We start from the raw sequence: 26,903 nt of genomic DNA, 5'->3' as shown, positions 1-26,903 counted from the left end.
AATCACCTCATGATTTTTACCCGAGTTCACGTTATATAGCAGTGTTTATTATTTACATTCATCATTTACTTACTTTCCAATTTTACTTTTACTAAGGATGCTTGAAATTACTAGAAACACTAAAACAGCTACATATGATCATCAAGGAAGAAATCCTGTATTCTGCAGGATCCACCATAAAACAATACAAACCGGCTGAAATTATTTTCAGTGAAGGAGATCCGCCCAATTATTATTATCAGATAACCACGGGAGAGGTCAAGCTTAATAATCACAACGACGAAGGAAAGGAGATTATACAGACCCTACTTGAAGATGGGCAGAGCATCGGGGAATCCTTTCTTTTTATGGATAAACTTTATCCCATCAATGCCATTGCATTGACTCACTGTAAAGTTCTCAAACTTCCGAAAAATAACTTCTTCGAATTGCTTAAGGAATATCCGGAAATTTGTTTTGATATGAACAGACTGCTTTCCCAGAGACTTTACTTTAAAATCATCATGGCGCAGAACCTATGTTCACAAAGTCCTACGGCAAAGCTAAGGGTCCTGATGGATTACCTTAAAAGCTCTCAGGAAGAACAGGCACCCTATTCTTTTATGATTCCCCTTACACGTCAGCAGATGGCGAGCTTTACAGGATTGTGTGTAGAAACAGCTATTCGGACCATCAAAACAATGGAACGCAACAAGATTGTTAAAATAAAAGACCGCAAGATTCTATATTAATTTTTTTTTCGGACGGAGGCTCATGGTCTTTTTTTTGATGCAAATCTGAAAAAAAGATATGAAAACAATAAGCTGTATGAATATCGATCCTGATCTCCTGTATTCTTACGGAGGTGAAGATAAATATTATAAAAAAGGAGATATTATCTATAAGGAAGGAGACCATGCGCTTTATTATTATCAGATCGTAAAAGGGAAAATAAAGCAGAACAACTACAATGAGGAAGGAAAAGAATTCATCCAGAATATACTTGGAGACCAGCAGAGTTTTGGGGATCCGATGCTGTTCCTTGAAAAATTTTACGTGATGAATGCGGTTGCACTTACCGCAGTGGATCTGATCAGGGTTCCCAAAAAGAAGTTTATCGAACTTCTGAAAAAAAATCCGAAGCTTTCCCTGGAAATGAATGCCTGCCTTTCGCAGAGACTTTATTTTAAAGCCATTATGCTACAGAATCTGTCTTCTCCAAATCCTCTTTTAAGACTGCATGGGCTGCTTAACTATCTTAAAAGTTACCATGATGGAGATTGTGACCACTGTTTTCATGTGGAACTTACCAGACAGCAGATTGCAAATCTTACCGGTTTACGGGTAGAAACCGTAATCAGAACCCTTAAAAAAATGGAAAAGGAAGGGATTATTAAAATGGAAAACCGTAAAATTTTATATTAATTCCGGATAATTTCAGATTAACATGACTATAGTCATAAAAAAGTGAATTATTCTATTGTAAATTTGAGTAAATAATTCATCCATATTTCTTTAAGTTCCCGATTTCGGGGAACCGATATTTTAATCTCTAACCGAAAACCAAAACTCATTGCTGTCTAATACTAGTTACGGCCGGCAATACTTATCACTTAATATTAGCATAAAAAAAACAGTTATGAATACCAGAAATTCAGGAAATCGCAGCAGAAGAACAAATTCCGATTCTTCAAGCAATCTTGAGGAAATCTATCAGCTAGGCACGGGTATAATGATGCCCAGAATGATGAAGATTATGATGATGACTTCTCGGAATATGAAGATTATTTTGAGGACGAAGATTACGATGATGGGGATTATGACTACATGAATACGACGACGACTATGATGATGGAGAAGATGACGATTATGACGACGAAGACGATAACCGAGGCCGTGGCAGAGGAAGCAGCAGCAGCGGAAACCAGCAAAGGGACAGCCAGGGAAGATTTACTTCGGGAGGCAACAGAGGGGGCTTCCGTGGAGGATCAGGAAGAGGATCTAACTCCGGAAGGTCAGGTTTCGGTGGAGGAAGAGGAAGGTCCTCATCCTCAGGAAACGGAAACTCAGGAAGAGGTTTTGCATCGATGAGCCGGGAGCTTTTCTACAACAGCCAGTCGGCTTACGAAAAAATTCACCTGCAGAACGCATTGATTTTTGAACTTTCCAAAGTAACGATTCCGTCGATCCGGGAAATAATGGTTGGACAGCTGAACTTCATCAATAAGGAATTGGCTCAAAAAGTAGCCGCTAAAGTAGGAGTACAGGTAACGGAACTGGAATTTCCAAACCAAAGTCTTCCTGTGGACAGCAACTACCAGGATCTTCAGAGCGAAGAAAGAGAAGCCCACACCAAACTTTCCGCTGCCCTGAGTATGGATAATGCCATCAAAAGTACCATCAAAGGCAGAAAGATCGGCTTTATTATAGCAAACGGCGTAAATGCATTACATGTTCAGGACCTTAAAACCAAACTGGAAGGTGAAGATGCCGTTGTGGAAATCATCGGCCCGAGTATGGCCCAGGTTACGACCAACGACGGATCAATGGTTACCCCGAAGCATTCCCTGACCAGCATTGCCAGCGTTGCTTTTGATGCCCTCTACATCGCTGCAGGGGAAGATTCCGTAAAAGAGCTTCTGATGGCAGATAATAAGCCCCATGTACTGAATTTCATCAATGAAGCTTATAAGCACTGTAAAGCTATCTGTTTCGGGGAAGGATCGGAACCATTGTATATGAACAGCAATATAAGCTTGAAAAAGCATATAGACCCTGCGATTGTATCATGGGAAGATGAAACACCGGACAATAAATTTATCGATGCCATCGCACAGCACAGAGTCTGGTATCTTGAACTGGAAAGAAATACACAGGACTGATTAAACAACACATCTTACACCACTATAAATATTACATTATGAAAGCTGCAGTTATTCATTCACCCGGAGTTATCACGTGCGATACCGTAGATGATCCTATCATTAAAGATTCACATGACATTATCCTTAAAGTAACGTCCACGGCGATTTGCGGAAGCGACCTTCACCTTTTTTCAGGCGGGATCCCCCAGGCAAGGCCAATGGTTTTGGGCCATGAATTCATGGGTATCGTGGAGGAAGTAGGACAGCGGATTACCAATTTAAAAGTAGGGGACAGGGTTGTGGTACCCTTCCCGGTTTCCTGCGGAAGCTGCTTCTTTTGCCAGCATGACCTTCCTACTGCCTGCGAGCACAGCAATCCCGATCACTATGGTCCCGAAGGCGGAATATTAACCGAGAAAGGCGGTGCCTTATTCGGTTACAGTGATCTTTATGGCGGCTATGACGGCGGACAGGCCCAATATGTAAGGGTTCCCTATGCTCATGTAGGTCCGAGAAAAGTTCCCGATCACCTTACGGATGAACAGGTTTTATTCCTTACCGACATTTTCCCGACGGGTTATACCGAGTGTTATGGGGCGAGCTGAAAGGCGGGGAAACAGTTGCCATCTTCGGAGCGGGTCCGGTAGGATCCATGGCTGCTAAAAGTGCCATCCTTAAAAATGCTAAAAAAGTTATCGTTGTCGATACCCAGCAGTACAGGCTGGACCAGATCAAAAGGCTCACCGGTTGCGATACCATCTTATGGGAAGATGCGGACAGCGTGGTGGAACAGATCAGGGATATGACGGACGGACGCGGAGCAGATGTCTGCATCGAAGCCGTAGGTTTTGAACCTGACAGAAATTTGATCGACCGTGCCAAAGCAGTTCTGAATTTCGAAAAAGGCTCTGTTAAAGTCCTTGAAGCATGTATGAGTGCCGTAAGAAGGGGCGGGATTGTTCCGATTTTAGGAGTTTATCCGGTAAATTACGATAATTTCAAACTTGGACAGATTTTTGATAAAGGTATAACGATAAAAGCCGGACAGTGCAACGTCCATACCATTATCGATGAACTGATGGATTACGTACGGAACGGCAGAGTTACTTTAGACGATATTATCACCCATCATCTCTCATTGGAAGATGTTTCTAAAGGTTACGAAATTTTCGATAAAAAGATTGACGACTGCGTAAAAGTGGTCCTTGATCCTTGGAAATCTTCTACGCTCTAGAGATTAAATACACACAAACACATAAATATTAAGATTATGGAATTTCAAAAAAACCTCCTGGAATACATCAGCCAGTCGCTGATGACCACAGATGAAACGATTTCAGTGGTAGAAAGTGTTACATCAGGCTGCTTACAGTTAGCCTTTTCACAAATGCCCAATGCCTCCCTGTTTTACAAAGGAGGAATGACAACCTATACCCTGGCAGAAAAAGTAAGACTGCTGAATGTAGACCGTGAAGAAGCCGAAGAGTGCGACTGCGTTTCCGAAAATATTGCTGAAACCATGGCTTTGAATGCGGCCAGGCTTTTCGAATCCGACTGGTCTATTGCTACAACCGGTTATTGTACACCGATCAGAAATTCATCCTATAAGATCTTTGCCTATTTTTCTTTTTCTTACAAAGGGGAAATTGTACTGACAAAAAAACTGGAACTCCATCCTAAAACCCAGGCCCTCAATGCTCAGCTGTATTATACCGAATTCATTTTAGGATGTTTTAAAAGTGAGATCAATCAGCTTTTAATTTTAAAATAAAAAGAAATGAACCGGAAGAATCGGTATGCTTTGATCACAGGCGCTACCAGCGGAATCGGCTATGAACTGGCAAAACTGTTTGCCAAAGACGGCTATGATCTTGTTATGGTAGCAAGGAACCACGATGACCTTCGGGCCAAAGCCAATGAATTTAAAAGCTATGGCATCAATGTGATTACCATGGCTAAAAATCTCTTTACCCAGGAGGACGCCTATTCCCTGTATTCGGAATTGAAATTACACGGGATCAGCCCCGAGATTCTGGTGAATGATGCAGGGCAGGGAGTTTACGGAAAATTTCAGGATACTGATGTCCATCGCGAAGTGGATATTATCAACCTGAATATTGTGTCCGTTATCATTTTAACCAAGCTTTTTTTAAAAGACCGCTTACCTAAATGCTCAGGAAAGATTTTAAATCTGGCCTCCATTGCCAGCAAAGCACCCGGTCCCTGGCATTCGGTGTATCACGGTACAAAGGCATTTATTCTGTCCTGGTCCGAGGCCATCCGTGAAGAACTGAAAGATTCAGGAATTACGGTAACCGCGCTTTTACCTGGACCTACCGACACGGATTTCTTTAATAAAGCCGATATGAACGATAGTAAAATTCTTGAGGACAAAGACAACCTGATGTCTCCTGAAGAAGTTGCAATAGACGGCTACAAAGCCCTGATGAACGGCGATGATAAAGTAATATCCGGCTTAAAAAATAAACTTTCCGTAGCGATGACAAATATTGCGACCGACAGCATGGCGGCGCACAGGATGGGAGAAATGCAGAAGCCGGTAAACGAAAAGTGAAATTAAATGGGGAAATTGAAATTAGAACATAAATCCGTTCTCATTACAGGAGCGGACAGCGGAATAGGGAAGGCGGTAGCAGTGCTTTTTGCAGAAGAAGGAGCGAATATAGCCATTGTTTACCATTCCAATAAAGAAGATGCGGATAAAGTAAAAGCTGAAATAAAAGGACTCGGAAGAAAGTCCATCATCATTCAGGGAGATGTCAGTGACTATGAATTTTGCAGAAAGGCTGCAGAACAGGTCGTTTCGGAACTCGGAGGCATTGATATTCTTGTGAATAATGCCGTACGGTTTCCTTCCGAAAACATAGAAGATTTGGAAGAAGAGAACATCAGGAAAACTTTTGACTCCAATATTATTGGAATGATCCTGCTGACAAAGGTAGTTTTCCCTCATCTTAAAGGAGGAAGTGCCATCATCAATACCACTTCTGCAGCAGCCTATCAGGGACATCCGGAACTATTGGATTATTCCGCAACAAAAGGTGCCATTGTTTCCTTTACCCGTTCGCTGGCCCTGCAGGCAAAACCGAAGGGCATCCGTGTGAATGCGGTAGCACCCGGACCGGTAGCCACTCCGCTTACCGAAGAAACCTTCGGGGAAGAGAAAGAAGATTTAAGCAAGCCTCCTTTCGAAAGAAATGCCTCACCTGATGAAGTGGCCCACAGTTTCCTGTTTTTGGCCTGCCGGGATTCGGCACAGATGTCAGGGCAGGTACTGCATCCGAACGGCGGACTCATCGTGAGCGGATAAACTGATTAAAATCCTGATAACAGATTAAACTAAAATTTATGAAAACCAAAATCATCATGATTCTGGGAATGATTTTCCTATGGACTTTCACGTCATGCCGATTTGATCTTCTTTCGGATGAACCGGAAGATAAAAATAAAGGAGAAAACATCCAACAGCTCACATACCTTACGTTAGAAAATGATTCTCTATCTTAAGTAAATAATCCTGAGTATTTCAACAATCACTAATCATAAAACATTAACGCTATGTACAGAGACGGAGCGAGAAAAAGTATATGGCAGGAAGAAATCAAAAGATTTTCTTCGGAAGCCGGACTTCACCAGATGTTTGATGCAGCCATTGTGGGAGGAGGCATCACCGGTATTTCCACGGCCTTACAACTGCAGCAGTCCGGTAAGAAATGTATCCTGCTGGAAGCGGCGAACATCGGTTCCGGAACCACCGGCGGAACCACTGCCCATTTAAATGATTTTTTCGATACTACTTTTACCGAAGCCATTAATGATTTCGGTAAAGATAATGCCCAATTACTCGCTGAAGTAGGGCAGGAAGCCATCGGAATAATAGAAACAAATATTAAGAATTACAACATCGACAGCAATTTTGAACGAAAGAAAGCCTATCTCTTTGCCCTGGATGAAAAACAGGAAAAGCAACTTGAAGATATTGTGGACGGCGCGTCAAAGGTTGGACACGAAATGATGTATGTGGATGAAATCCCTTTTCTGATCCCTTTTCTGATCCCTTTCAAAAAGCAGTCTCCATTCCTGATCAGGCACAGTTTCATCCCGTAAAGTACATTAAAGCTTTATGCGAAGCGTTCATCAATACAGGCGGAATCATCCTTGAAGACTGCCTTGCTGAAAAACATGACGAACAGGATGATGTAATCATTTTAAAAACGTCAAAAGGTGAAATTAAAGCGCAGCATCTGATCTATGCGACACATATTCCTCCAGGGTTAAGTATTCTGCACACCACCAATGCCCCGTACAGAAGCTATGCGATGGCTTTCAGCCTGAAAGATGAGAATTACCCGAAAGACCTGGGCTATGATCTTATTGATCCGTATCATTATTACCGCGTTCAGGAAATAAATGGTGAAACTTTGCTCATTGCAGGCGGCGAAGACCATAAGACCGGGCACGAAGAAGATACCGGCAAATGTTTTTCAAGGCTTGAAAATTATGTACGGAAATACTTTGATGTGGAAACGGCTTATTACAGCTGGTCCAGCCAATATTACGAGCCAACGGACGGTTTCCCGTATATCGGAAAGCTTCCGGGCAGCAAAGGAAAAGTATATACTGCGACAGGGTTCAGAGGAAACGGGATGATCTTCGGAACCATCTCGTCCCGGATTATATCCGATTTAATTATAAACGAAAACAGTAAATATGAAAATATTTTCAATCCTTCACGGATAAAGCCCATTGCAGGATTCACCAGTTTTGTGGAAGAAAATGCGGTCGTTGCTTTTGATTTTATCAAAGACAAATTGTTTAAGGAAAAGATTACGTCTTTACATGAAATAAATGAAGGAGAAGCCAAAGTTGTGAAATACGAAGGTGATTCCTACGCTTTATACAAGGAGGCCACCGGAAAAGTACATCTGGTGAAAAGTACATGCCCGCATGCCAAATGTGAAGTCCGCTGGAACAGTGCAGAGCTCAGCTGGGATTGCCCTTGCCACGGTTCGAGGTTTAATATCAATGGGAAAATCCTTACGGGTCCTTCCGTTATGGCTCTCCAGAGAGTAGATCCCGAGGATTCTTAATCTTAAATTTTATGAATATTATAAAGAACAAGGTACCGTTTTTTATACCGTAATTGCGTACGCATTATTTACTTGAAGCTGATGATTAATTTTGGGCTTAATTCTTACTGACTGAATACCAAGTCCTACTTTCTCACCGTCGTATCGCTGGCTATGCTATCGATTTGGCTGCGTGAAAAAGGTTCCCCGGAATCAAAGCCGAGGATATGCCGCACACTGAAACACCTTAAGTTCCCTCGTTTTAAAAACATTAAAAAAACCATACAGCCTTGTGTGGTTTCTTTGTTTTATGAGCTTATAATACAGCAAGCCGATCAGTAACCTTTGTTTATTTTGCATGACAGACAAATTAAACCCTTAAGGATTAATAAATATTATGGACTGATTAAGATAAAGGGCAATATTTTATTTAGCAGTATTCTTAAAGCGAAGCCTAACTTGATATCTCTAAACACCTAATACAATACTAATGGTTTAAGTTTCAGGTAAAAGAATAAGACCGTAAAAAAAAATTACGGCCTTACATTATTTAATAGTTGATGTATTTGTCGGATCAGTTGATTTTTAAATTTTAGCGTTTCCCTCGACGCCGTCGGAATTATCGGTAGTATTACCGGTAACGGCTGCCGCTACAAAATTCAGCATGCTTACCAGTTTTCCGGCTTTGGTATCCCAATAGTAGGAATCTTTGGGTTGTACCCTGATAATAGACACATTAGGATCATCTTTCCCGTCTTCAAACCAGGCTTTGGCCATTGGCGACCACTTGTCTTCAATGGTAGACCGGTCTTTGTAAATGGTAGCATCTCCGAAAATGGAAAGATATTCGTAATCCCCGTTGTTCATGAAGAACAATTGTACTCTTTTATCGTCTTTTATTTCAAAGTTTTTATTGCTCGTATCGCCGCTGATGAACCATAAGTTCCCTTCATCATCCGTTTCCTGCAGGCTCATCGGTCGGGAATTGATAGGAAGGGTTTCAAGCTCCGTGCAGAACATACAGATTCTTGCACTTTCCGAAAGTTCTTTAATTTTTTTGATTGCGTCTGTGTTCGTAAGATTTTCTGTTGACATAATAAATATATTTTAAGTGATTGGTTTGATTAAACCTGAATTTAATTACTGTTACCATTCAAAAATCCGACCACAATGAAGAAGTCCGACGGAAAATACTTTACAGAAATAAAAAAAATCAGATGCTGATCTCGAAGCTTTGCGGTTTATCTCCGCTGATGATGCTTTTGTAATAAAGAGAAGGAGTTTTACCGGTGATTTCTTTAAAATAACGGTTGAAAGAAGATTTGGATTTGAATCCTGCTTCATAAGCGAAGGAAAGGAAATTGATGTTTTCATCCTTTTCAATGGCCTGTTCCAGCATATTTTTAAAATACTCAATGCGGTATTCGTTGATGTAGCGGTAAAAAGGTTTTTGCTTGTAGCCATTGAGCATTTCACTGATCTGATATTTGTTGATCTCCGTCTGTAGAGCAAGTTTATCAAGATTCAGGTCACAGTCTCTGTACAGTTGTTTCTGCCGCACCAGCCGGTCCATGTTTTGCCAGAGTCCGCTGAATTTTATTTCATAATCTATATAATTTAAAGCCGGCTCTTCTTTATCTATATCATTAATTCCAAGATTTTTATCGGAGGGGTTTTCAAATGGATCATTCATGCCTGTTTTCAGGTTCTTCCTAATGATTAAAAGGCAGATGATCAACAGCAGGAAATAAACAACTATTCTCGCTGAAATATTGATGACATGATATTTTTCCGGGTAAAAGTGAAGGAATGTTTTACCGATAACTACCGTGGATTCCATAAAAAGAATGCACCACGAGATCCGTACAATAACACCATATTCATTCCTGTTAAGAAGATCTGTTTTATACCGGTGCACAATAAGAAGGCTTTTCAGGGGATAATATAAATTAATGGCAAGCATTGAATATAAACTTAGATTGTTATACAGGCTTAGCAGGGTCTGGTCCGTACGGTTCAGAACGAAAAATACGCAGGAAACCGTTAAATAAGCAATCATTAAAATAAAAAGCGGAATAAAGGCATACCATTTTTTCGCTGCTGAAAAATCCTTCTGCGTCTTGCTCAGGGCATACAGATAGATTAGCGGACCGTAGGAAGCGGCGATGAAAGTATTCATTTCGTGCCTGATCCTTTCATCCGGAATAAAATTAAAGATGACAAACTTTATGGTAAGGTGAGCGGCAATGGCCAGAAGAAGGCACATAAAAAGATAGCTTGAAGATGATTTTTTATCCCTAACCTGCAAAAGCCACAGGGCTACCAATGCCTGAAAAGCGCCGATGATAACAATATATTGCATTCTTCCTTGAGGTTTGCACAAAATAAATACATAATCTATGATCCGGCAGATTAAATGCTGTTATGTTTTCATTAAAAATTCTACCGCCAGATTAATATTACGTTCATAAATAAATAACAAATAATTTAAATGAATTAAACCATTGAAATTCAAAATATTAATGGTATCAAACCAACGAGTGATACGTTTTGAAATGTAGTTTTTCCATACGGACGAACAAAAATTCCCAACGTCTCAAATTTGCAGAAAAAAAATTTATGAATCATTCTATCGGTTTTTCAGGATCACGGATCATGCAGGTTTCGGCCTTTTTTCTGATGTCATCTCTGGGAATCCTTCACGCACAGACCATCCGGGGAACGGTGGTCGGCAAAACAAACGGCGTGCTTCCGGGTGCCAATATTTCGATTGTAGACTCCGACGTAAAAGCGGTTTCATCATTAGACGGGGATTTCAGCATTCTTTCCCCAAAATTAGGCGAAGTAAACATCCGGGTAGAATACATCGGCTATGAAACCAAAATTTTTCCCGTTACGCTGAAAGAAGGAACCAATGATCTTGGCTATATTAGCATTACTCCCGAAGAGAATAAGAAAGATCGTACCCGAGACATTGAGAAGGTAGTTATTTCAAGACCGAATGCCTTAACCCAGGCAAAAGCTTATGAAATCAAGAAAAACAATAATGCCATCATGGAGGTTATTGCTGCCGATGCCATCGGAAAGCTTCCGGACAGAAATGCTGCGGAAGCCGTACAACGGGTACAGGGTGTTGCAGTAGCGAGGTATCACGGTGAGGCCGACCAGGCGACGGTACGGGGAACTCCTTTCGCCTGGACTTCGGCATTGTTCAACGGAAACCGTCTGCCCAGCTCCAATGTCCTCGGAAACCGCTCTTTTGTACTGGACGTCGTACCTTCGGAGCTGATTCAGTATGTGCAGGTCTCAAAAGCCGTAACGCCGGATATGGACGGTGACGCTATCGGAGGAAGCATTAATTTTATCACAAGAACCGCTCCTGCAAGGAAAACCCTGAGTGTGAGCGGAGCAGGAGGATACAATACGTTTTCCCATAATGGAACCTACAATGGTTCTATTGTTTACGGCGACCGGTTTTTTAAAAACAAATTAGGGATTATCCTTTCCGGAGCCATCTGGGACAGGCAGTGGGGAGCCGATTCGTTTGACGTGACCTATAATACGGCATCGGCGAATGAAGCGGAAAGGAAATCAATCGGTACTGTAATGATGAAACGGTATATGGGAACACGGAGAACCATCGGTTTAAACGGCGGGCTGGAATATAAATTTAACGCCGACCATAAAATATATTTCCGCGGAATGTTTAATAAATTTGATGACATCCGCCCGGTGTACGAATCCTATGTGGATTATAACAACAGCCGTTACCAGTACAACTTCAGGTATTCCCATTACCAGACGGAGTTATACGGGACGGAATTAGGCGGAGAACACAGTCTGTCGCCTAAACTGAATATCGACTGGATGCTGAGCGATTACCATGCAAAATATTTTTTGGATACTCCGCCGACTAATGACATAAAAGGGCTTCCGATCGCTACTTTCAGGCAGAAAATCAGCAGCGGATTCAATAATCTTTCCGGCAATAAAAAAAGATACTGGGGATTTGATTCGCCGGACGGGGTCGGGGGAGAATATCAGGATTACAGCTTCGATGTAAAAGACCCGGCAGAAGTGATGAACCCCAATAAGCTTTTGCTTTCCCAGCTCGTTATTGCCAAACTGGATAATAACGAACGCGACCGGATTGCCAGGGCAAATGTAAAATTTGATCTTAATGAAAGCATCATTTTAAAAGCCGGTGCAAAATACCGTACAAAAGATCGGAACAGTACCTACGGCTACAATGCCGTGTATCTTCCGGGAGCCGCTTTAGGAATTCCTAATTCGCCGCCGTTACTGGCTCTGTCACAGCTCTCGACCGGTGAACCAGCGAAAGGTGTTCCTTTCTTAAACGGAATGAACGGAAATTACGATTCTTATGTAATGAATCCGCCGACAAAAGACCAGCTTTTCCAGATGTTTTCTCCTAAATTTTTACAGCAGAACGGGTTTGGGGATTTTTCCAATGCTGAAACCAACGCAACCAGTGTGTATACCGGTGAAGAAAATGTTTTTGCGACCTATGCCATGGCAGAAATCAAAGCGGCTGAACAATTGAAAATTGTAGCCGGTTTCAGAAATGAGACCACAAGACTAACGTTGACCGGATCCAAAGCCACGAAAAGCGGAACGCCTGCCGCAACGGTTATCAGCCCGTCGGTGGTGGAAAGTAATTACAATGCCTTCCTTCCTATGCTCCATCTGAAATATAACCTTTCACCGAAAGCCAATCTGCGGTTTGCCTATACCAGATCATTCATCAGGCCGAATTTCGGAGATATGTCACCGGGATCCAGCATTGACAATACGACAAGCCCAAACAGGATTACCCGTGGAAACCCTGATCTGAAGCCTACTTTTAGCCATAACCTAGACCTCATGGGCGAATATTATTTCAGCAATATCGGGATCTTATCCGGAGGCGTCTTTTACAAAAAGATTTCCGATATCGTATTTCAGGATAGTTCTATTCTTAACTTAAACGGGACGGATTATATGGTTACCCAGGCCAAAAACCTGCAGGATTCCCATGTGCTCGGTTTTGAAGCAGGCATCAACAAACGCCTTGATTTTTTACCCGGTTTCTGGAAAGGTTTCGGGGTGGAATTCAATTATACTTTTATCAGCTCCGGGGTAAAGGTGCCGAGAACAGCTAACGGGATATCGTATTTCGATAAAACAACGCTTCCGAACCAGTCCAAAAACCTGTTCAACGCCATTCTGTATTATGAAGGCAATAGACTGATGGTCCGTCTGGCAGGAAATTACAGGGGAAAATCGGTAGAAACCATCAACCAGAACCTGGGGCCACAATACTACATCTGGTCAGACAAAAACTTTACGATTGACTTCTCAGCAAGTTATGATCTCAGCAAAAAAGTAAAATTATTTATCGAGTTAAACAACATCAGCAACGAAGGCCTTCGATTATACATGGGCGACAACAGGAAACGAGTTACTTCTGCCGAATGGTACGGAAGCAGGGGACAGATGGGAATCCGTTGGCAGATGTTCTAAAAATTTATATATGAAACAAATACTATTAACAGCAGCCGTTATGGCTATGGGAACTGTAGCAAATGCGCAGATTAAAGACAGCCTGCGAAGAGTCGTTAAAATGGAAGGTGCCTACAATTTCAGAGATGCGGGAGGCTACAAAACCAGCGATGGCAAAGAAGTCATTCCCGGCAAGGTTTTCAGGAGCGATGCCATTGACAAGCTTACCGACCGTGATCTGAAAACCTTTCAGGAGAAAAAGATCGCCGCCGTTATCGACCTGAGAGGAACCGAAGAAGCCAAAAAAGCCCCGGACAGGCTTCCGCCCGGCACAGATTACCTGCTTTGTCCGGCAGGAAGCAATAATCTGCCGACTGCACAGGATATGGTAAAGATGCTTAAAGACAAAAATTTTCTGTTCGATATGTATGGAGAAGGCGGGCTGCCTTATTTCGGCGAACGGTACAGGCCCCTTTTCGTTCAGTTACTGACCTTAAAGCCCGGTGAGGCCTTGCTGTTCCACTGTACCGGAGGAAGGGACAGAACAGGCATGGCTGCAGCCCTGTTCCTGAAAGTTCTGGGCGTGCCCCAGGATGTTATCGAAAGCGATTATCTGGCGTCCAACTTTTATCTGGCAAAAAATCCGATTATGAATTCTATGTATAAAGGATTGTCCGGAATGTCGGGCTTATCTGAAAACAGCATCAGACAACAGATGGAACTGCGACCGGAACTGATCCGGAATTTCTTTAATGCCATCAATCAAAAATATGGCAGTATAGAAAACTTTTTCCAGGTAGAAATGGGCATCGGACCGCGGGAAATTGCTATCCTGAAACAGAAATATCTGAAATAAAGAATTGTATGTGAATGGCCAATTGTCAATCCGCTACGCTTGTCAATTTTTAAATAGTTCAAAAATTCACTTGCAAAGCGAAATTCACCATTGGCTATTTCCCTTTCACTTCCACATCGGCAAATCTTTCATAAAACCAGAACAGCCCGAAAAGATAAACGCAGTGCAGCAGCTGTGCTTCAATGGCGGTCCAGTTTTCAATAGAGCAGCTGCCGGCAATAAGGATGCTCATTAATGCCAACGCCGAATACAGGGTATATTTTGTCTTAAAATTAATCAGCAATAGTAGACCTATGATGGCTTCCGCTACCGGCAGAACATAGCTGAAAGGAACGATCAGGCCTTCAGGAATAACCGATTTCTCCATCGTTTTCACCATCCAGCCGCTGAATTCGGGAAGCTTTGGCAAACGGACCAATCCATGGCCCAGAAGAGAAACTGCCACCGGCAGCCTAAGAAAAAAGAAAGCCGTTTTATAATCTTTCATTTTCATTATTTTAAGTGATAATGCTATAATTTGAACCATTAAGATTAATATACAAATTTAGAAGTATTAAGAAAGCTTTGCTTTTTGCAACATCTTCATAATCTTAATGGTTCAATTCTTTTTTGTAAACCCAACCTTTTACCCTGGCTCTTGTAAATACCGAATAATTCCGATCACATCATCCTTTCCATAACCTGCATTGCTGGCTGCCTGATAAGTCTGGATCAATGTTTCGGATAAGGGAAATTCCGCACCTGCATCTTTTGCCAGGCGAATATCTTTCAGCATCAGGTCGAGAGCAAAAGCGGGATCATAATTTTCGGTGATCAGAAGGGGAGTCTTCACTTTTGTAGCACCGCTTCCGCTGGCGCTTTCGTTGATGATATCCAGCATATCTTTACGATCAATGCCCAGCTTATCCGAAAATAGAATCGTTTCCGCCAATCCCTGATACAGGCAGGAAATAAAATAGTTCACGGAAAGTTTAGCAGCTATACCTTTCCCATTTTCGCCGAGGTGCCGGATCTCTTTTCCCATTTTTTCCAGATAGGGAAGGGCCCTGCTGATATCACGCTCGTTACCGCCGGCCATAATAATCAGCGTTCCTTCCGCTGCCGGCTTGGTGCTTCCGGCGACCGGGGCATCAATAAAAGAAGCTTCTTTGATAATCACGGCACCGGCAATTTTACTGCTGGCTTCGGGAGACACCGTACTCATATCCACAAACAGCTTTCCCGAAATATCGCGGCTCAGGATGTCTTCAAAAACCTCCCGTAAAGCTTCATCATGAGTAAGCATGGTAAATAGGATGTCGCTGTTTTCTACCACATCCGCAATAGAATCACAGACAATGGAACTCTCCCGGAAATCCTGTGCTTTTTCCGGCGTCCTGTTGTATACAGACAATTCAAATCCTGCTTTTTCAAGGTTTTTGGCCATTGGATGGCCCATATTTCCAAGGCCGATAAAGCCTAATCTTTCTTTATTCATTTTTCTCAGTTTGTCGTTTATGGTAAGTAACTAATAGCAATTAACTTCTTGCTGCTGGCTTTACATTCAGAATTTTAAAATTCAAAACGTATTATTAAATTATTTTAAGTACTTTTAAAACTGGTTTACCAGATCATTGATGGTGCTTATTTCTTCAGCCGTAAGATGAATATCGGCCGCACCGGCATTCTGAACTGCCTGTTCCGCATTTCTGGCTCCCGCAAGAGCAACGGTGATTCCCGGTCTTTCGATGGTCCACCTTAAAACCAATTGTCCAAGGCTTACATGGTGCTGTTCGGCGACAGGTTTTACTTTATCCAGCATTGCATTGGTTTTTTCGATAAAGTCCGGCTGGAAGTGTTTGTGACTTGCCCGATGGTCACCCTCCTGGAATTTGTATCCCGGGGTAATTTTACCTGTCAGCAGGCCTCTTTCAAGCGGACTGTAAGCCAGAATTGATTTATTGTTTTCAATACAGTAAGGAACTGTTTCCTCTTCAATCCCGCGGTTGACCATACTGAACGGAATTTGGTTAGAGACAATTTCAAGCGTTTTCTCAGCTTCTTCCATTTGCTGGGAATTGTAATTGCAGACCCCCGCAAAACGTACTTTCCCCTGTTCAATAAGCCTCGAAACCGCTTCAAAAGTTTCATCGATCGGGGTGGTGGAATCCGGCCAGTGAATCTGGTACAGGTCTATGTAATCCGTACGCAGCCTTTTCAGGCTTTGTTCGCATTCATAAATGATACTGTCTCTTCCGGAATATTTATAAACGTCAATATCCTGTCCGTCATTATTTTTACTGTGCATGGCAAAATCTCCTTTGGCAAGATCCCAGCGCATTCCGAATTTGGTTAAGATCTGAACTTTATCGCGGGAAATTCCTTTGATAGCTTCGCCAACAATTTCTTCACTGGTTCCCTGCCCATAGATCGGAGCAGTATCGATCGAAGTTACCCCTGCGTCATAAGAAGCCCTGATGGCTTCAACCGCATCGTTTCTGTCCGTGCTTCCCCACATCCATCCTCCTGCTGCCCAGGCGCCGAAAGTAATGGCTGAAACTTCAAGATTACTTTTGCCTAATTTTCTGTATAACATATTTTATAATTTTAATAATACCTGATAAAAGAATTTTACCCTCCTCGATACCGGTGATAAAACAGTCTTTTCATATCAAAAAAGCCACCAAATTACCCTTTTGTATTAAAAATCCGTAGGATTTTATTCATTACATATTTTTTAAACAGGAAATTCAGTAAGATTCTTTACATGTAATTTTTTTTAATTGACAAACTTACCGAAATTTGTACCTATGGAAAGAATGAAGGTAATCGATATCAACAGCTGGAAGAGGAAAGAACATTTTGAATTTTTTTCCGGCATGGCCAGTCCGTATTTTGGGTTTACCTCGGAAGTAGACTGTACAAAAGCCTATGATGAGGCCCAAGAAAAGGGACATTCTTTTTTTGCCATTTATCTTCACAAATCCATGATGGCTATTAATACAGTCGATGAGCTTAAGCTCAGAATTGTTGAAGGCCAGATCATCCAGTATGACGAAGTGCATGTCGGAAGTACCATCGGAAGGCCGGACGGCACTTTCGGGTTTTCATTTTTTCATTATTCTGAAGATTTTGAAGTTTTCAATGCAGGCTTACAGGAACAAATAAGAATGGTACAAGCCTCTACAGGCCTTTGCATACGCAATGAAACTTTACCGCTCAATCATGTCAGGCATACGACAATTCCATGGAATGCTTTCAGTGCAGTACTGCATCCTACCAATTTTGATCCGACAGAATCCATTCCTAAGATTACCTTCGGGAAATTCAGTATCAGACAAGGCAGGAAATTTATGCCGGTATCCATAGAAGCACATCATGGCCTGACAGACGGTCTTCATCTGGCAAAATATTTTGAAGAATTTCAGCGGTTGCTCAATATGTAGTTGCGCTCATCATCATCGCATATTAATTGAATTCAATTTTCATTGATTGGAAACTCACTCTACGAAATACAAAAACCTTCTAAGATCATTTCTCGTACATACTTTCAGCAGAAATACTACCACTTCAATACCATGAAATAGGTACTGTATATTACATAGATAAATGATTTTGAGTGCCATATTATAAGTTATTTATATTTTTTGAAATTCATTGATTATAATCATAAAAAATACACTCCAAAATCATCTAGATTTGTAAATAAGTAAGGCGTCTTATATATTAAGTCGTATAAAAATGAAAATATTGGCGTGGTATGTATGTGGTATTACGAGTACACGGATTTTTAATCATTTTTTCTTTCTTTGTCTTTGCCTAAAAGTAAAATTACAGATCCCGTAAGAAACATTTTTAGTTTTAAGCCAAAATTAAGAAAAAATACCCACCCGTATATTTTAAAGCAATACTGAACTAAATAATACTCCGGAAAAGAAAAAACGTAGCGGAGCAAAACGAAGAGCGATTAATACTGTAGCTTATCATAAAAGTAAGCAACAGCCAAGTAGAGATGAGAAAAATATGAAAAACGAAAAGACTGAATTTAATTTAGAAGATATTAACCAAAAGATTTTTGTGCAGGAAGAAATTTTAACATTAGCAAAAGAGAACTCACCGCGTCTGCTGAATAAATTAAGACTGGTGGATCCGGATTTTTTTAATAAATTATCAACAATTCAGCCTAATCTGAAAAATTCTGAATTGATATTTTGTATTTATCTGAAGCTTAATCTGACGACCAAGGAGATTGCAACCTATACGTACGTAACTCCGAAAGCAATTCAGAACCGTAAAAACAGGCTCCGCAAAAAACTGAGCATCGCTTCAAATTTAGATATTTATAAATGGTTTAATGAACTTTAAACCATTTTTTATTTAAATTAAATTTATCCTTTTCTTAACCTGAAGAGTAAGCAAGGAATGTCTTGTTTTAAATTAAATTAAGTAAGAGATGCGCGTTAATTTATTATGGGAAAAGCTACATTAAAATTCCAGGACAGCTTTTTCAAGATCGTGATACAGTAATACTTTCCAATGATTTTCTGCAGCATCTTTGGCCCAGCGTATCCTCAGTTCCATCGCTTTCCTGCCTTCGAAATCGCTCTTGTAGGCCAGATGATATTTCAGGTAAGATTCCTGTGGCAGATCGTCTGCACCGTAGAAAACGGTTTCATTACCTTCCCGGATCAGGAATGTTTGCATGAAAGGCGTATGGCCGCCTGCGACCTCAAAGGAAATTTCATCCGTGATGTTTCCGCTGTCTTCATCCATCAAGACAATGTTCTTGAGCTGTACCAGCTTTTCCAGCGTATCAAAATAAAAAGAATGGCTTCCCCTGTTTCCCATAGCAAAGGCCAGCTCCCTTCTTTGTATATAGATTTCCGCATTAGGAAAAGTAGCATAAAAGGTGTTTTCGATACGGGTAATCACCGTCTCAATATGGTCTTTGTGCAGATGGGAGAGCAATACTTTTGTCACTTGTTCCGGATAAATATCTTCCTTTTCGAGAATTTCAGAAATTACAATCTTTCCTTCATCATTTTTCCATCCGATCCCGGCATCCAGCAGGATAATATCATTTTCAGTAATGATCAAAAACGGTGTAACGGACATTTTTATTCCTTTTAACGCATCTTTATTTTCTTCCGCTAAAAGGGTAAAATCTTTCGTCTTGCTTACCGAAAAATTCCCTTCTTTCAGTGGTATGATTTTCATAGGACAAATTTCATCATAATTTGTATAGGGTAAAAGTTTTTCCGTCAATTCTCGTCATTGCTGAAAGCGATAAAATGAAACCGGATTTTCATCTTAAATAAGTATTTTTGCAATAGGTTTTTCAAAAATCTTTAAACGAAAACGTATGCAGTTGAATTCTTCCGGCGGTATCTCGCGTACTGTCATCTGGCTGATGTCTGTTATTTCCGGGCTTGTGGTGGCCAATATTTATTATAACCAGCCTTTACTGGGCCTTATTGCCAAAGAACTGCATGTTACGGAGAGTGCTGCCGGCAGAATTTCGGTACTTTCCCAGCTGGGATATGCCGCGGGCTTACTGCTGATCGTTCCTTTGGGTGATAAGCTTTTCCGTAAGAAATTAGTCCTTACCGATCTGCTTCTTGTTTTCGCAGCTTTGCTCTGGATGGCTTTCGGTACCGAACTTTGGATGCTGTACATTGCCAGTCTGCTGATCGGAGTTACTTCGGTTATTCCGCAGCTGTTTATTCCCATTGCAGCAGAGCTTTCTTCCGATAAAGAAAAATCGTCCAACATCGGAACGGTAATGTCAGGATTGCTGATGGGTATTCTCCTGTCGAGATTCATCGGTGGCATTGTGGGCGAATTGTGGGGCTGGAGAGCGATGTTCGGTATTGCTGCAGGACTAATGGTTTTGGTATGGTTTGCAGTCTATAAAATGCTTCCTGAACTGCCGCCCAATTTTAAGGGTAATTACGGAGAACTGATGAAATCGGTTTTTCACCTGGCTAAGACGCAGCAAGTACTGCGATTGGCATCCTTTCGCGGAGCAATGGCTTTCGGGTCGATGTGTGCATTGTTTACCACCCTTGTTTTTCACATGGAAAATCCTCCTTTCAATGCAGGTTCCTCCGTGGTCGGAAGCTTCGGACTGGCAGGTGCGGTCGGGGCGCTGGCAGCAGCAAAAGTGGGGAAACTTCAGCACTATTTCAGTCTCAACAGGATTATTTTCTTTGCCCTGCTTGTGGTTTTCGGAAGCTGGCTGTTCACTTATTTTGCAGGAGAAACCTATTGGGGGCTTATTGCCGGGGTTGTTTTAGTAGATCTCGGTGTGCAGTCTGCCCACATTATGAACCAGACCAATTATTTCAGCATTAAATCCAATGCCGTCAACAGGCTGAATACCGTGTATATGGTATCCTATTTTATCGGTGGGTCCCTGGGAACATGGACAGCCTCTATCGCATGGCAGTATGCAAAGTGGGGTGGAGTATGTTTTGTAGGTGCAGTCCTGGCCTTACTGGCACTTACCGCACACCTGATGTTCAGCAGAAGAAAACCGTTTAATTCATGATATGTGTTTTAATTATAAAAATCAATCTAAATAAAAAACAATGAAAATAGAAATCTGGTCGGACGTGATGTGTCCGTTTTGCTATATTGGAAAGAATAATTTTGAAAAAGCTCTGGAACAGCTTCCTTTTAAGGATGAAGTAGAAGTGGAGTGGAAAAGTTTTCAGCTGGATCCTTCGTTGAACCCGGAAGAAACAAAATCCACCGCTGATTATTTCAGGGAGAAAAAAGGTTTTCCTGAAGCACAGGCCCGGCAAATGATCAGCCAGGTACAGCAGATGGGTATCGGTGCCGGGATTAATTTTCATTTTGAAAAAGCTTTGATCACCAATACCTTCTCCGCTCACAAGATCCTGCATCTGGCGAAAAAATACAAAAAAACAAATGAAATGGAAGAAGCCCTTTTCATTGCACATTTCATCGAGGGAAAAAATGTCGGGGATCATAAGACATTGATCGATCTGGCTGAATCTTTGGGAATCGACAGCGAAGAAACCCGACAGGTACTCGATACCTCTACGTTCGATGATGAAATAAAACAGGATATCCAGGAAGCTAGGGCTAACGGCGTTTCAGGCGTTCCTTTCTTCATCCTGAACGGCAAATATTCTGTTTCCGGAGCCCAGCCGGCTGAACTTTTCACCAGTGCACTTCAGCAAACCTACGATGAAACAGTGGCACCTTTGAAAATTCAGGCAGACAATGGGGCTTCATGTGATGCAGACGGTTGTGAAATTTAACAACAGCAACGGAAGCAAAACCGTAAGCGTTTCTAAACATATGAGATTACTCTACAGGATTCGGTGATCCGCCTTTAGCCGAAATTTATTTTAGGATTCGGCTAAAGTTAAATTTCGAACAATATGCCTGACATCGGGCTGGAGCCCAACGCTATTGATGATTATAAAAATCTTAAATAGTAAAGCATTACAGCGAAAACAATCATCCGTTAAAATCCGTAGTTAAAAGAATTAAATAAAAAATAAATGATCAGAATACAAGAAGGACAGGAATTCCCTATTGAAGATACGCTTTTCGTATTTGCTTTGGACTCCGAAGCAGGAAAAGTTTTCAATAATAAAAACAAACTCATAACGGGCATCGGTAAAGTAAACGCCGCTATGGAACTGGCGAAAGAGATTTATCGCAAACGCCCGAAGCTTATCGTCAACCTGGGCTCTGCGGGCAGCCAAAGTTTCGATAAAGGCGATGTGGTCTGCTGTACAAAATTCATCCAGCGGGATATGGATGTGAGAGGTTTGGGTTTTAGTCTGTATGAAACACCATTATCCGGAATACCGCCTGTCCTGGAATACGGGCTTAAACATAATGGCCTTCCGGAAGGCATCTGCGGTAGTGGCGACAGTTTTGAAATGAACCATTCGGAAACGGTGTATAATATTGTTGACATGGAAGCCTATCCTTTGGCCCTGATCGCTATGAAAGAAAAAATCCCTTTTCTCTGTCTGAAATATATCTCCGACGATGCCGGCAGTGAAGCGGCAGATGACTGGGCGATTCAGGTTCACCTGGCATCAGAAGCTTTTAATAAAATTTTATTTTCCTAAACTTCAAAAATGACATCAATCCATATTATAAAAGCATCTGCTGACGAACTTCAGACAATACGGGATCTTGGAAGGCAGACCTTTTACGAAACCTTTGCCCCGCACAATACCGAAGAACAGATTCAGCAATATCTGGCAGAAAGTTTTGCTGAAGATAAGCTCAACCGGGAATTGAGTAATCCGGATTCCCAATTCTTTATTGCCTGGGAAGAAGAAAATCCGGTCGGTTATTTAAAAGTAAACACAGGAAAAGCACAGACCGAACTCCAGGATGATACTTCGCTTGAAATCGAAAGAATTTATGTTAAAAGTTCATATCACGGTAAGAAGATCGGGCAGCTGCTGTATGGCAAAGCCCTGGAAACAGCAGCTGAACTGAAGAAAGAATACCTCTGGCTAGGTGTTTGGGAAGAAAACCATAGAGCCGTAAGCTTTTATAAGAAAAACGGCTTTGAAGAATTCGGCAAACATATTTTCAGATTGGGTAGTCAGGAACAAACCGACCTGATGATGAAGAAAATACTACATTAACGTGAACTCGAAGTAGATACTGAGTTTACAGGCTGGAAGAAAGGAAGCTGGAGGCTGGAAGTCTATTCGGTCACCTTATCGATAACAGTCTCTTGTCTTTTTTATTTTAATAACTGGAAACAAATTAAATATCATCGAATTCACGTTATATTAATGGGTTAATCGGCTGGATGCGGGAAGTTTCTGAAAATTCGACACTGTTTTATTTATGTACAGTCGATTATTTAAATAAAGGATTCGGATTCAGTCTGGTGAATCAGAATTTCATCCGGATTTCTTACTTATATATCACATATAATCAAAAACGGCCTCGATGGATAACTAATCCATTCGGAAAGTAAGCGTGATAAACTTCCAGCATCCAGCTTCCTTCTTCCAGCCGTTATACCTTAAATTTCATAGATTTCAGCATCCGTAAAAACATAGAATCTTCCTTTTTTAGGGAGATTTTTTGTATCCAACCCGGTAAATTCACTGAAAGCAGGAAGCAAAAGCTGATTATCGGTTACGACAAAGCAGGGCAGCTTGATTTTTTTTACGGAGGAATGGATCACAAATCCCGGATGAATATGGCCTGTCACCTGGAATTTTTCCTGCTTCTTTTCAAAATCGTGGATGAATAAAAAGTCTCCGTTCTCAAAAGATTTTGATCTGAAATTTAAGCATAGTTTGGATTCCAGACTTTTTGAGATCCGGTCATGATTGCCTTCGATAAGGTAAAACTGCAGATCCGGATATTGGTTTCTCCAGCTACAGAATTCGTCGACATCCGAATTATCTCCCGCATGCAGCAGGTCACCGACCACAATAAATTTTTCAGGCTGGAAATATTCAATCAGGATTGAAAGCCGTTCCAGGTCGTTTTTCATCAAATGGCTCGTCAGTGCAATGCCGTTTTTCCTGAAATGAGCGGCTTTCCCGATATGCAGATCGGAAAGGACCAACGCTTTTTCTTTTTTCCAGAATAAAGCTCTTTGATTGGTTAAGGTAAACTGTTCGTTTTGAAGAGTTATATTTTTTGTTACGATTTTCATTTTTTAATTTTGCAAAGGTGAAAGGTGAATGGTCAATCCGCTTTGCTTGTCAATTTTTATAGTTTGAATATTCACTTGAAGAACATTCAATGGTGAATGGTGAATGGTCAATTCGCTACGCTTGTCAATTTTTTATAGTTTAAATATTCACTTGAAGAACATTCAAAGGTGAATAGTGAATGGTCAATCTGCTTTGCTTGTCCATTTTTAAATAGCTCCAAAAATTCACCAATCACCATTGACCTTTACGATAAGTGGGTTATTGAATAGTGAATTTAAGACGTTTGTTAATTTTACAATCATAATATTCACTTGCGAAGCAAAATTGACTTGCAAGGCAAAATTCACCATTGACCCTATCATTTCACTTTCTTTGCCTGCTGGATCAGCTTTTGTATCCTCGAATCCAGGTCTTCGCTGGAAAGCGTCTGCCGCAGGCTGTCTACTTTTATCGGGAAACTTAATGGAGTAAACGTATTGGCAAATTTCAGGATAATTTTTGACTTTTCAATCCTTTTGAAAGCTTCCACCAACCGCTGTTCCTGTAACTGTGCGTTGAAAACCTCGGTGTAGGCCTGTCGTACAAGGAAATGATTCGGGTCGTAATCTTCCAGCACTTTAAAGATCAGTCCGGCCGAACTCTGAAGCGATTTGTTGGAACGCTGCTGCCCGGGGAAGTTCTGGACCACCATTCCTGAGATCACGGCAATATCCCTGAATTTACGCCGGGCCATTTCCGCGGCGTTAATACTCGAAATCACGTCATTCATCAGATTGTCCCTTGTTAAAATACGTCCTAAATTATCCTCATTCAGCGGAATTTCCTTATCGCTGAACAGCTCAAAGCCGTAATCGTTCATCGCCATGGAAAAGGAAATCGGTGCCAGCTTGGAAATCCTGTAGGCAATTAAAGCCGCCATAACTTCATGCACAAGCCTTCCTTCAAAAGGATACATGAATAAATGATAGCCTTCCCGGTTTTTAATGAGCTCCACAAGGAATTCATTTTCCTCCGGAATGTGGGAACGTTCTTCCTGATTAGCCAATAACGGATGAAGGAATTTCAACTCCTTTTCAGAAGCCTTTGGATTGAGCGCACCGGATAATTTTTCTCTCAAAAACTGTCCGAGATTGGAGCTTAACGGCAATCTTCCGCCCAGATAACTAGGGGCAAAAGCCTTTCCTTTGGCAGCACGTACGAAAACCGTCATGTCTTTGATCATCGCAACTTCAAGCACGCGTCCGGCGAGGATAAATTTATCTTCTTTTTTTAATCTTGAAATAAAATATTCCTCAACCATCCCAATGTAACCGCCGGAAATAAATTTAACCTTCAGCATGGCATCGCTGACGATAACTCCCATGTTCATCCGGTGAAGCATGGCAATTTTACGGGAGGTTACTTTGTACAGTCCGTTTTCATCAATAACAATTTTATGGAATTCCTCATAGCTTTTGAGTGCTTTTCCGCCGATGGTCAGGAAGTCCAGCATTCCTTTCCATTCCTCTTCGGTCATTTCCTGGAAAGCATACGTTTCTTTAATTTGGGGATAAAGTTCATCCGGGAAAAATCCGTCTCCGACTGCCAGCGTCATCAGGAACTGGACCAGAACATCAAAACATAAAACCTGTGGTTCCCGCGGCTCTATAACGTTGTTCTTTACCGCTTCCTTTAAGGCGGAAACTTCGATCAGTTCTAAAGAGTGGGTAGGGACACAGTAAATTTTTGATGTTTCAAAAGGAGAGTGCCCGCTTCTTCCTGCCCGTTGCAGAAACCGTGCTACCCCTTTGGCTGAACCGATCTGGATCACCGTATCTACCGGCTTAAAATCAATTCCCAGATCAAGGGATGAGGTTGAAACTACTGCTTTTAATTTTCCGCTGCTGAGGTTTTCCTCAATCCAGATTCTCAGATGTGCATCGATCGAACTGTGGTGAATGGCAATCTGTCCGGCAAAATCCGGATAGGCATTCAACAACAATTGATACCACATTTCGCTTTGGCTCCTTGTGTTGGTAAAGACAATGGTGGAATTGGAATTCAGGATAATCGGAACCACCTTATCCGCTAATTTATGCCCGAGATGTCCCGCCCACGGAAGAATCTCCACTTCATCCGGGAAAACGGAGAGGATATCGATTTTCTTTTTTTCTTTGGCCGTAATTTTTGTTTTTTTGATGTTATAAGGGATCAGTACTTCCATGGCTTCGTCAAGATTCCCGATAGTGGCGGTGATTCCCCAGATTTTTATCTTTGGAACATAAGTCCGGAGCCGTGAAATGCCCAATTCGATCATTACGCCCCGTTTTGAACCCAATAATTCATGCCATTCATCAATCACAATGGTTTGTAAATTTGTGAAAAACCGCTGGTGATTTTTCTGACCCAATAAAAGATGTAAGCTTTCCGGAGTTGCCACCAGGATTTCCGGCATATTCTTGACCTGCTGCTGGCGGACTTTCGGATCGGTATCGCCGTTCCTTACACCCACGGCCCAATCGAGGCCGATCTCGTCAATGGCTTCCTGCATGGCTTTCGCAATATCTTTGGAAAGAGAGCGTAGCGGCGTGATCCAGATCATTTTCAACCCTTTTTTGTATTTGTCGGGATGATTCAGAAAGTCGGAAATCAAGGCCAGAAAAACGGAATAGGTTTTTCCGAAACCCGTCGGCGCCACTACCATTCCGCTGTATCCGTTCCCGAATTTCCACCAGGTTTCCGTCTGAAATTTAAAAGGCGAAATGCCTTTATCGCCCATCCAGTGATGAATGATTTGGTAACCGTCGGTATTTTCGAATGCTGTCAAATTTTTAAATAATATTTATGTTTAATGTAATGCCGTAGAAGCGGTAATCAACTGTTAAAATAATTTGAAATCAAAACTTATTAGTTTTCCTGGACCATCGTTATCATTTGCTGAACATGAACTGAAAATTTACGAACATGGTTT

30 protein-coding genes are annotated in these 26,903 nt (G+C 41.6%); 22 read left to right on the top strand and 8 right to left on the bottom strand.

Annotation, left to right across the window (positions count from 1 at the left end; all coding sequences use genetic code 11):
• The first annotated feature begins 134 nt into the window (after window positions 1–134).
• From ACED20_RS10780 to ACED20_RS10715, 14 genes are all read left to right on the top strand, one after another.
• Entirely contained in the window at window positions 135–731 is a 597-nt protein-coding gene (locus ACED20_RS10780) for a Crp/Fnr family transcriptional regulator (RefSeq protein ID WP_378104535.1), read from the top strand.
• Window positions 732–789: 58 nt separating this feature from the next.
• On the top strand, window positions 790–1,404 hold the full coding sequence (locus ACED20_RS10775) for a Crp/Fnr family transcriptional regulator (protein WP_294220908.1): 615 nt from the start codon (window positions 790–792) through the stop codon (window positions 1,402–1,404).
• 214 nt (window positions 1,405–1,618) lie between these two features.
• On the top strand, window positions 1,619–1,810 hold the full coding sequence (locus ACED20_RS10770) for a hypothetical protein (protein WP_294263160.1): 192 nt from the start codon (window positions 1,619–1,621) through the stop codon (window positions 1,808–1,810).
• Window positions 1,807–2,070, top strand: coding sequence for a hypothetical protein (locus tag ACED20_RS10765; RefSeq protein WP_294234546.1), 264 nt, complete (start codon window positions 1,807–1,809; stop codon window positions 2,068–2,070). Before ACED20_RS10770 ends, ACED20_RS10765 begins: the two co-directional genes overlap by 4 nt.
• The gene (locus ACED20_RS10760; RefSeq protein WP_378104532.1) at window positions 2,067–2,861 is read left to right on the top strand and encodes a catalase-related domain-containing protein; all 795 of its coding nucleotides are present in this window, start codon (window positions 2,067–2,069) and stop codon (window positions 2,859–2,861) included. The genes ACED20_RS10765 and ACED20_RS10760 overlap by 4 nt, the downstream gene beginning before the upstream one ends.
• A gap of 38 nt (window positions 2,862–2,899) precedes the next feature.
• Complete coding sequence (locus tag ACED20_RS10755) at window positions 2,900–3,448, top strand: alcohol dehydrogenase catalytic domain-containing protein (protein ID WP_378104530.1); 549 nt, start codon at window positions 2,900–2,902, stop codon at window positions 3,446–3,448.
• The gene (locus ACED20_RS10750) at window positions 3,430–4,077 is read left to right on the top strand and encodes a zinc-binding dehydrogenase (RefSeq protein WP_378104528.1); all 648 of its coding nucleotides are present in this window, start codon (window positions 3,430–3,432) and stop codon (window positions 4,075–4,077) included. The genes ACED20_RS10755 and ACED20_RS10750 overlap by 19 nt, the downstream gene beginning before the upstream one ends.
• 36 nt (window positions 4,078–4,113) lie before the next feature.
• Entirely contained in the window at window positions 4,114–4,614 is a 501-nt protein-coding gene (locus ACED20_RS10745; RefSeq protein ID WP_294200951.1) for a CinA family protein, read from the top strand.
• Between the two features lie 6 nt (window positions 4,615–4,620).
• Window positions 4,621–5,418 carry an SDR family NAD(P)-dependent oxidoreductase gene (locus ACED20_RS10740; RefSeq protein WP_378104526.1) on the top strand — a complete coding sequence of 266 codons (798 nt, stop codon included), beginning with the start codon at window positions 4,621–4,623 and terminating at the stop codon, window positions 5,416–5,418.
• Window positions 5,419–5,424: 6 nt separating this feature from the next.
• Window positions 5,425–6,174: an SDR family oxidoreductase gene (locus ACED20_RS10735; protein ID WP_378104524.1), complete on the top strand. Its 750-nt coding sequence runs from the start codon at window positions 5,425–5,427 to the stop codon at window positions 6,172–6,174.
• Between the two features lie 38 nt (window positions 6,175–6,212).
• The gene (locus tag ACED20_RS10730) at window positions 6,213–6,371 is read left to right on the top strand and encodes a hypothetical protein (protein ID WP_378104521.1); all 159 of its coding nucleotides are present in this window, start codon (window positions 6,213–6,215) and stop codon (window positions 6,369–6,371) included.
• Between the two features lie 51 nt (window positions 6,372–6,422).
• A complete protein-coding gene (locus ACED20_RS10725) occupies window positions 6,423–6,971 on the top strand; it encodes an FAD-dependent oxidoreductase (protein WP_378104518.1) in 549 nt (182 codons plus the stop codon).
• Complete coding sequence (locus ACED20_RS10720) at window positions 6,941–7,954, top strand: FAD-dependent oxidoreductase (protein ID WP_378104541.1); 1,014 nt, start codon at window positions 6,941–6,943, stop codon at window positions 7,952–7,954. Before ACED20_RS10725 ends, ACED20_RS10720 begins: the two co-directional genes overlap by 31 nt.
• Before the next feature lie 153 nt (window positions 7,955–8,107).
• Window positions 8,108–8,275 (top strand): hypothetical protein, encoded by a 168-nt coding sequence (locus ACED20_RS10715; protein ID WP_365990008.1) that lies wholly within the window; start codon window positions 8,108–8,110, stop codon window positions 8,273–8,275.
• 243 nt (window positions 8,276–8,518) lie between these two features.
• Here ACED20_RS10715 and ACED20_RS10710 read toward each other — a convergent pair whose 3' ends face one another.
• Both ACED20_RS10710 and ACED20_RS10705 read right to left on the bottom strand, forming a co-directional pair.
• Window positions 8,519–9,028 carry a pyridoxamine 5'-phosphate oxidase family protein gene (locus ACED20_RS10710; RefSeq protein ID WP_294200946.1) on the bottom strand — a complete coding sequence of 170 codons (510 nt, stop codon included), beginning with the start codon at window positions 9,026–9,028 and terminating at the stop codon, window positions 8,519–8,521.
• A gap of 118 nt (window positions 9,029–9,146) precedes the next feature.
• Entirely contained in the window at window positions 9,147–10,295 is a 1,149-nt protein-coding gene (locus ACED20_RS10705; protein ID WP_378104515.1) for a helix-turn-helix domain-containing protein, read from the bottom strand.
• A gap of 257 nt (window positions 10,296–10,552) precedes the next feature.
• Here ACED20_RS10705 and ACED20_RS10700 point away from each other — a divergent pair, with 257 nt between their 5' ends.
• The gene (locus tag ACED20_RS10700; RefSeq protein WP_378104512.1) at window positions 10,553–13,456 is read left to right on the top strand and encodes a TonB-dependent receptor; all 2,904 of its coding nucleotides are present in this window, start codon (window positions 10,553–10,555) and stop codon (window positions 13,454–13,456) included.
• 10 nt (window positions 13,457–13,466) lie between these two features.
• Window positions 13,467–14,291 (top strand): tyrosine-protein phosphatase, encoded by an 825-nt coding sequence (locus ACED20_RS10695; protein ID WP_294233073.1) that lies wholly within the window; start codon window positions 13,467–13,469, stop codon window positions 14,289–14,291.
• A gap of 94 nt (window positions 14,292–14,385) precedes the next feature.
• Here ACED20_RS10695 and ACED20_RS10690 read toward each other — a convergent pair whose 3' ends face one another.
• The 3 genes from ACED20_RS10690 to ACED20_RS10680 all read right to left on the bottom strand — a co-directional run bounded on the left by ACED20_RS10690 (window position 14,386) and on the right by ACED20_RS10680 (window position 16,866).
• On the bottom strand, window positions 14,386–14,778 hold the full coding sequence (locus ACED20_RS10690; protein ID WP_294200942.1) for a MauE/DoxX family redox-associated membrane protein: 393 nt from the start codon (window positions 14,776–14,778) through the stop codon (window positions 14,386–14,388).
• 138 nt (window positions 14,779–14,916) lie between these two features.
• Window positions 14,917–15,777, bottom strand: a complete 861-nt coding sequence (locus ACED20_RS10685) for an NAD(P)-dependent oxidoreductase (RefSeq protein WP_294241659.1) — start codon at window positions 15,775–15,777, stop codon at window positions 14,917–14,919.
• Between the two features lie 105 nt (window positions 15,778–15,882).
• The gene (locus ACED20_RS10680) at window positions 15,883–16,866 is read right to left on the bottom strand and encodes an aldo/keto reductase (RefSeq protein ID WP_378104509.1); all 984 of its coding nucleotides are present in this window, start codon (window positions 16,864–16,866) and stop codon (window positions 15,883–15,885) included.
• A 214-nt stretch (window positions 16,867–17,080) separates the two neighbouring features.
• Here ACED20_RS10680 and ACED20_RS10675 point away from each other — a divergent pair, with 214 nt between their 5' ends.
• Both ACED20_RS10675 and ACED20_RS10670 read left to right on the top strand, forming a co-directional pair.
• A complete protein-coding gene (locus ACED20_RS10675; protein ID WP_378104506.1) occupies window positions 17,081–17,716 on the top strand; it encodes a CatA-like O-acetyltransferase in 636 nt (211 codons plus the stop codon).
• A 577-nt stretch (window positions 17,717–18,293) separates the two neighbouring features.
• Window positions 18,294–18,635 (top strand): helix-turn-helix transcriptional regulator, encoded by a 342-nt coding sequence (locus ACED20_RS10670; protein ID WP_378104504.1) that lies wholly within the window; start codon window positions 18,294–18,296, stop codon window positions 18,633–18,635.
• A gap of 120 nt (window positions 18,636–18,755) precedes the next feature.
• Here ACED20_RS10670 and ACED20_RS10665 read toward each other — a convergent pair whose 3' ends face one another.
• The gene (locus tag ACED20_RS10665) at window positions 18,756–19,487 is read right to left on the bottom strand and encodes an MBL fold metallo-hydrolase (protein WP_378104502.1); all 732 of its coding nucleotides are present in this window, start codon (window positions 19,485–19,487) and stop codon (window positions 18,756–18,758) included.
• 145 nt (window positions 19,488–19,632) lie between these two features.
• Here ACED20_RS10665 and ACED20_RS10660 point away from each other — a divergent pair, with 145 nt between their 5' ends.
• From ACED20_RS10660 to ACED20_RS10645, 4 genes are all read left to right on the top strand, one after another.
• Entirely contained in the window at window positions 19,633–20,820 is a 1,188-nt protein-coding gene (locus tag ACED20_RS10660; protein WP_294220186.1) for an MFS transporter, read from the top strand.
• A 40-nt stretch (window positions 20,821–20,860) separates the two neighbouring features.
• The gene (locus tag ACED20_RS10655) at window positions 20,861–21,559 is read left to right on the top strand and encodes a DsbA family oxidoreductase (protein WP_294312807.1); all 699 of its coding nucleotides are present in this window, start codon (window positions 20,861–20,863) and stop codon (window positions 21,557–21,559) included.
• A 246-nt stretch (window positions 21,560–21,805) separates the two neighbouring features.
• Window positions 21,806–22,387: a nucleosidase gene (locus ACED20_RS10650; protein WP_294200935.1), complete on the top strand. Its 582-nt coding sequence runs from the start codon at window positions 21,806–21,808 to the stop codon at window positions 22,385–22,387.
• Between the two features lie 9 nt (window positions 22,388–22,396).
• Window positions 22,397–22,918 carry a GNAT family N-acetyltransferase gene (locus tag ACED20_RS10645; RefSeq protein WP_294308500.1) on the top strand — a complete coding sequence of 174 codons (522 nt, stop codon included), beginning with the start codon at window positions 22,397–22,399 and terminating at the stop codon, window positions 22,916–22,918.
• A gap of 389 nt (window positions 22,919–23,307) precedes the next feature.
• Here the strand turns inward: ACED20_RS10645 and pdeM are convergent, their stop codons facing one another.
• On the bottom strand, window positions 23,308–23,952 hold the full coding sequence (gene pdeM, locus ACED20_RS10640; protein WP_294200933.1) for a ligase-associated DNA damage response endonuclease PdeM: 645 nt from the start codon (window positions 23,950–23,952) through the stop codon (window positions 23,308–23,310).
• Between the two features lie 359 nt (window positions 23,953–24,311).
• The gene (locus ACED20_RS10635; RefSeq protein WP_378104499.1) at window positions 24,312–26,759 is read right to left on the bottom strand and encodes a ligase-associated DNA damage response DEXH box helicase; all 2,448 of its coding nucleotides are present in this window, start codon (window positions 26,757–26,759) and stop codon (window positions 24,312–24,314) included.
• Window positions 26,760–26,903: the final 144 nt, after the last annotated feature.

The organism is Chryseobacterium sp. sg2396, from assembly GCF_042610505.1.
Taxonomy (GTDB): domain Bacteria; phylum Bacteroidota; class Bacteroidia; order Flavobacteriales; family Weeksellaceae; genus Chryseobacterium.
The sequence above is the reverse complement of the archived record's forward strand: the minus strand, read 5'-3'. Positions and strand labels throughout refer to the sequence as shown.

Excerpts from the sequence above, each read along its gene's own strand:
- ACED20_RS10780 (WP_378104535.1), top strand. The coding sequence starts at position 135 with ATGATCATCAAGGAAGAAATCCTGTATTCTGCAGGATCCACCATAAAA.
- ACED20_RS10775 (WP_294220908.1), top strand. The coding sequence starts at position 790 with ATGAAAACAATAAGCTGTATGAATATCGATCCTGATCTCCTGTATTCT.
- ACED20_RS10770 (WP_294263160.1), top strand. The coding sequence starts at position 1,619 with ATGAATACCAGAAATTCAGGAAATCGCAGCAGAAGAACAAATTCCGAT.
- ACED20_RS10765 (WP_294234546.1), top strand. The coding sequence starts at position 1,807 with ATGAATACGACGACGACTATGATGATGGAGAAGATGACGATTATGACG.
- ACED20_RS10760 (WP_378104532.1), top strand. The coding sequence starts at position 2,067 with ATGAGCCGGGAGCTTTTCTACAACAGCCAGTCGGCTTACGAAAAAATT.
- ACED20_RS10755 (WP_378104530.1), top strand. The coding sequence starts at position 2,900 with ATGAAAGCTGCAGTTATTCATTCACCCGGAGTTATCACGTGCGATACC.
- ACED20_RS10745 (WP_294200951.1), top strand. The coding sequence starts at position 4,114 with ATGGAATTTCAAAAAAACCTCCTGGAATACATCAGCCAGTCGCTGATG.
- ACED20_RS10740 (WP_378104526.1), top strand. The coding sequence starts at position 4,621 with ATGAACCGGAAGAATCGGTATGCTTTGATCACAGGCGCTACCAGCGGA.
- ACED20_RS10735 (WP_378104524.1), top strand. The coding sequence starts at position 5,425 with ATGGGGAAATTGAAATTAGAACATAAATCCGTTCTCATTACAGGAGCG.
- ACED20_RS10730 (WP_378104521.1), top strand. The coding sequence starts at position 6,213 with ATGAAAACCAAAATCATCATGATTCTGGGAATGATTTTCCTATGGACT.
- ACED20_RS10725 (WP_378104518.1), top strand. The coding sequence starts at position 6,423 with ATGTACAGAGACGGAGCGAGAAAAAGTATATGGCAGGAAGAAATCAAA.
- ACED20_RS10715 (WP_365990008.1), top strand. The coding sequence starts at position 8,108 with ATGCTATCGATTTGGCTGCGTGAAAAAGGTTCCCCGGAATCAAAGCCG.
- ACED20_RS10710 (WP_294200946.1), bottom strand. The coding sequence starts at position 9,028 with ATGTCAACAGAAAATCTTACGAACACAGACGCAATCAAAAAAATTAAA.
- ACED20_RS10705 (WP_378104515.1), bottom strand. The coding sequence starts at position 10,295 with ATGCAATATATTGTTATCATCGGCGCTTTTCAGGCATTGGTAGCCCTG.
- ACED20_RS10700 (WP_378104512.1), top strand. The coding sequence starts at position 10,553 with ATGAATCATTCTATCGGTTTTTCAGGATCACGGATCATGCAGGTTTCG.
- ACED20_RS10695 (WP_294233073.1), top strand. The coding sequence starts at position 13,467 with ATGAAACAAATACTATTAACAGCAGCCGTTATGGCTATGGGAACTGTA.
- ACED20_RS10690 (WP_294200942.1), bottom strand. The coding sequence starts at position 14,778 with ATGAAAGATTATAAAACGGCTTTCTTTTTTCTTAGGCTGCCGGTGGCA.
- ACED20_RS10680 (WP_378104509.1), bottom strand. The coding sequence starts at position 16,866 with ATGTTATACAGAAAATTAGGCAAAAGTAATCTTGAAGTTTCAGCCATT.
- ACED20_RS10675 (WP_378104506.1), top strand. The coding sequence starts at position 17,081 with ATGGAAAGAATGAAGGTAATCGATATCAACAGCTGGAAGAGGAAAGAA.
- ACED20_RS10670 (WP_378104504.1), top strand. The coding sequence starts at position 18,294 with ATGAAAAACGAAAAGACTGAATTTAATTTAGAAGATATTAACCAAAAG.
- ACED20_RS10665 (WP_378104502.1), bottom strand. The coding sequence starts at position 19,487 with ATGAAAATCATACCACTGAAAGAAGGGAATTTTTCGGTAAGCAAGACG.
- ACED20_RS10660 (WP_294220186.1), top strand. The coding sequence starts at position 19,633 with ATGCAGTTGAATTCTTCCGGCGGTATCTCGCGTACTGTCATCTGGCTG.
- ACED20_RS10655 (WP_294312807.1), top strand. The coding sequence starts at position 20,861 with ATGAAAATAGAAATCTGGTCGGACGTGATGTGTCCGTTTTGCTATATT.
- ACED20_RS10650 (WP_294200935.1), top strand. The coding sequence starts at position 21,806 with ATGATCAGAATACAAGAAGGACAGGAATTCCCTATTGAAGATACGCTT.
- ACED20_RS10645 (WP_294308500.1), top strand. The coding sequence starts at position 22,397 with ATGACATCAATCCATATTATAAAAGCATCTGCTGACGAACTTCAGACA.
- pdeM (WP_294200933.1), bottom strand. The coding sequence starts at position 23,952 with ATGAAAATCGTAACAAAAAATATAACTCTTCAAAACGAACAGTTTACC.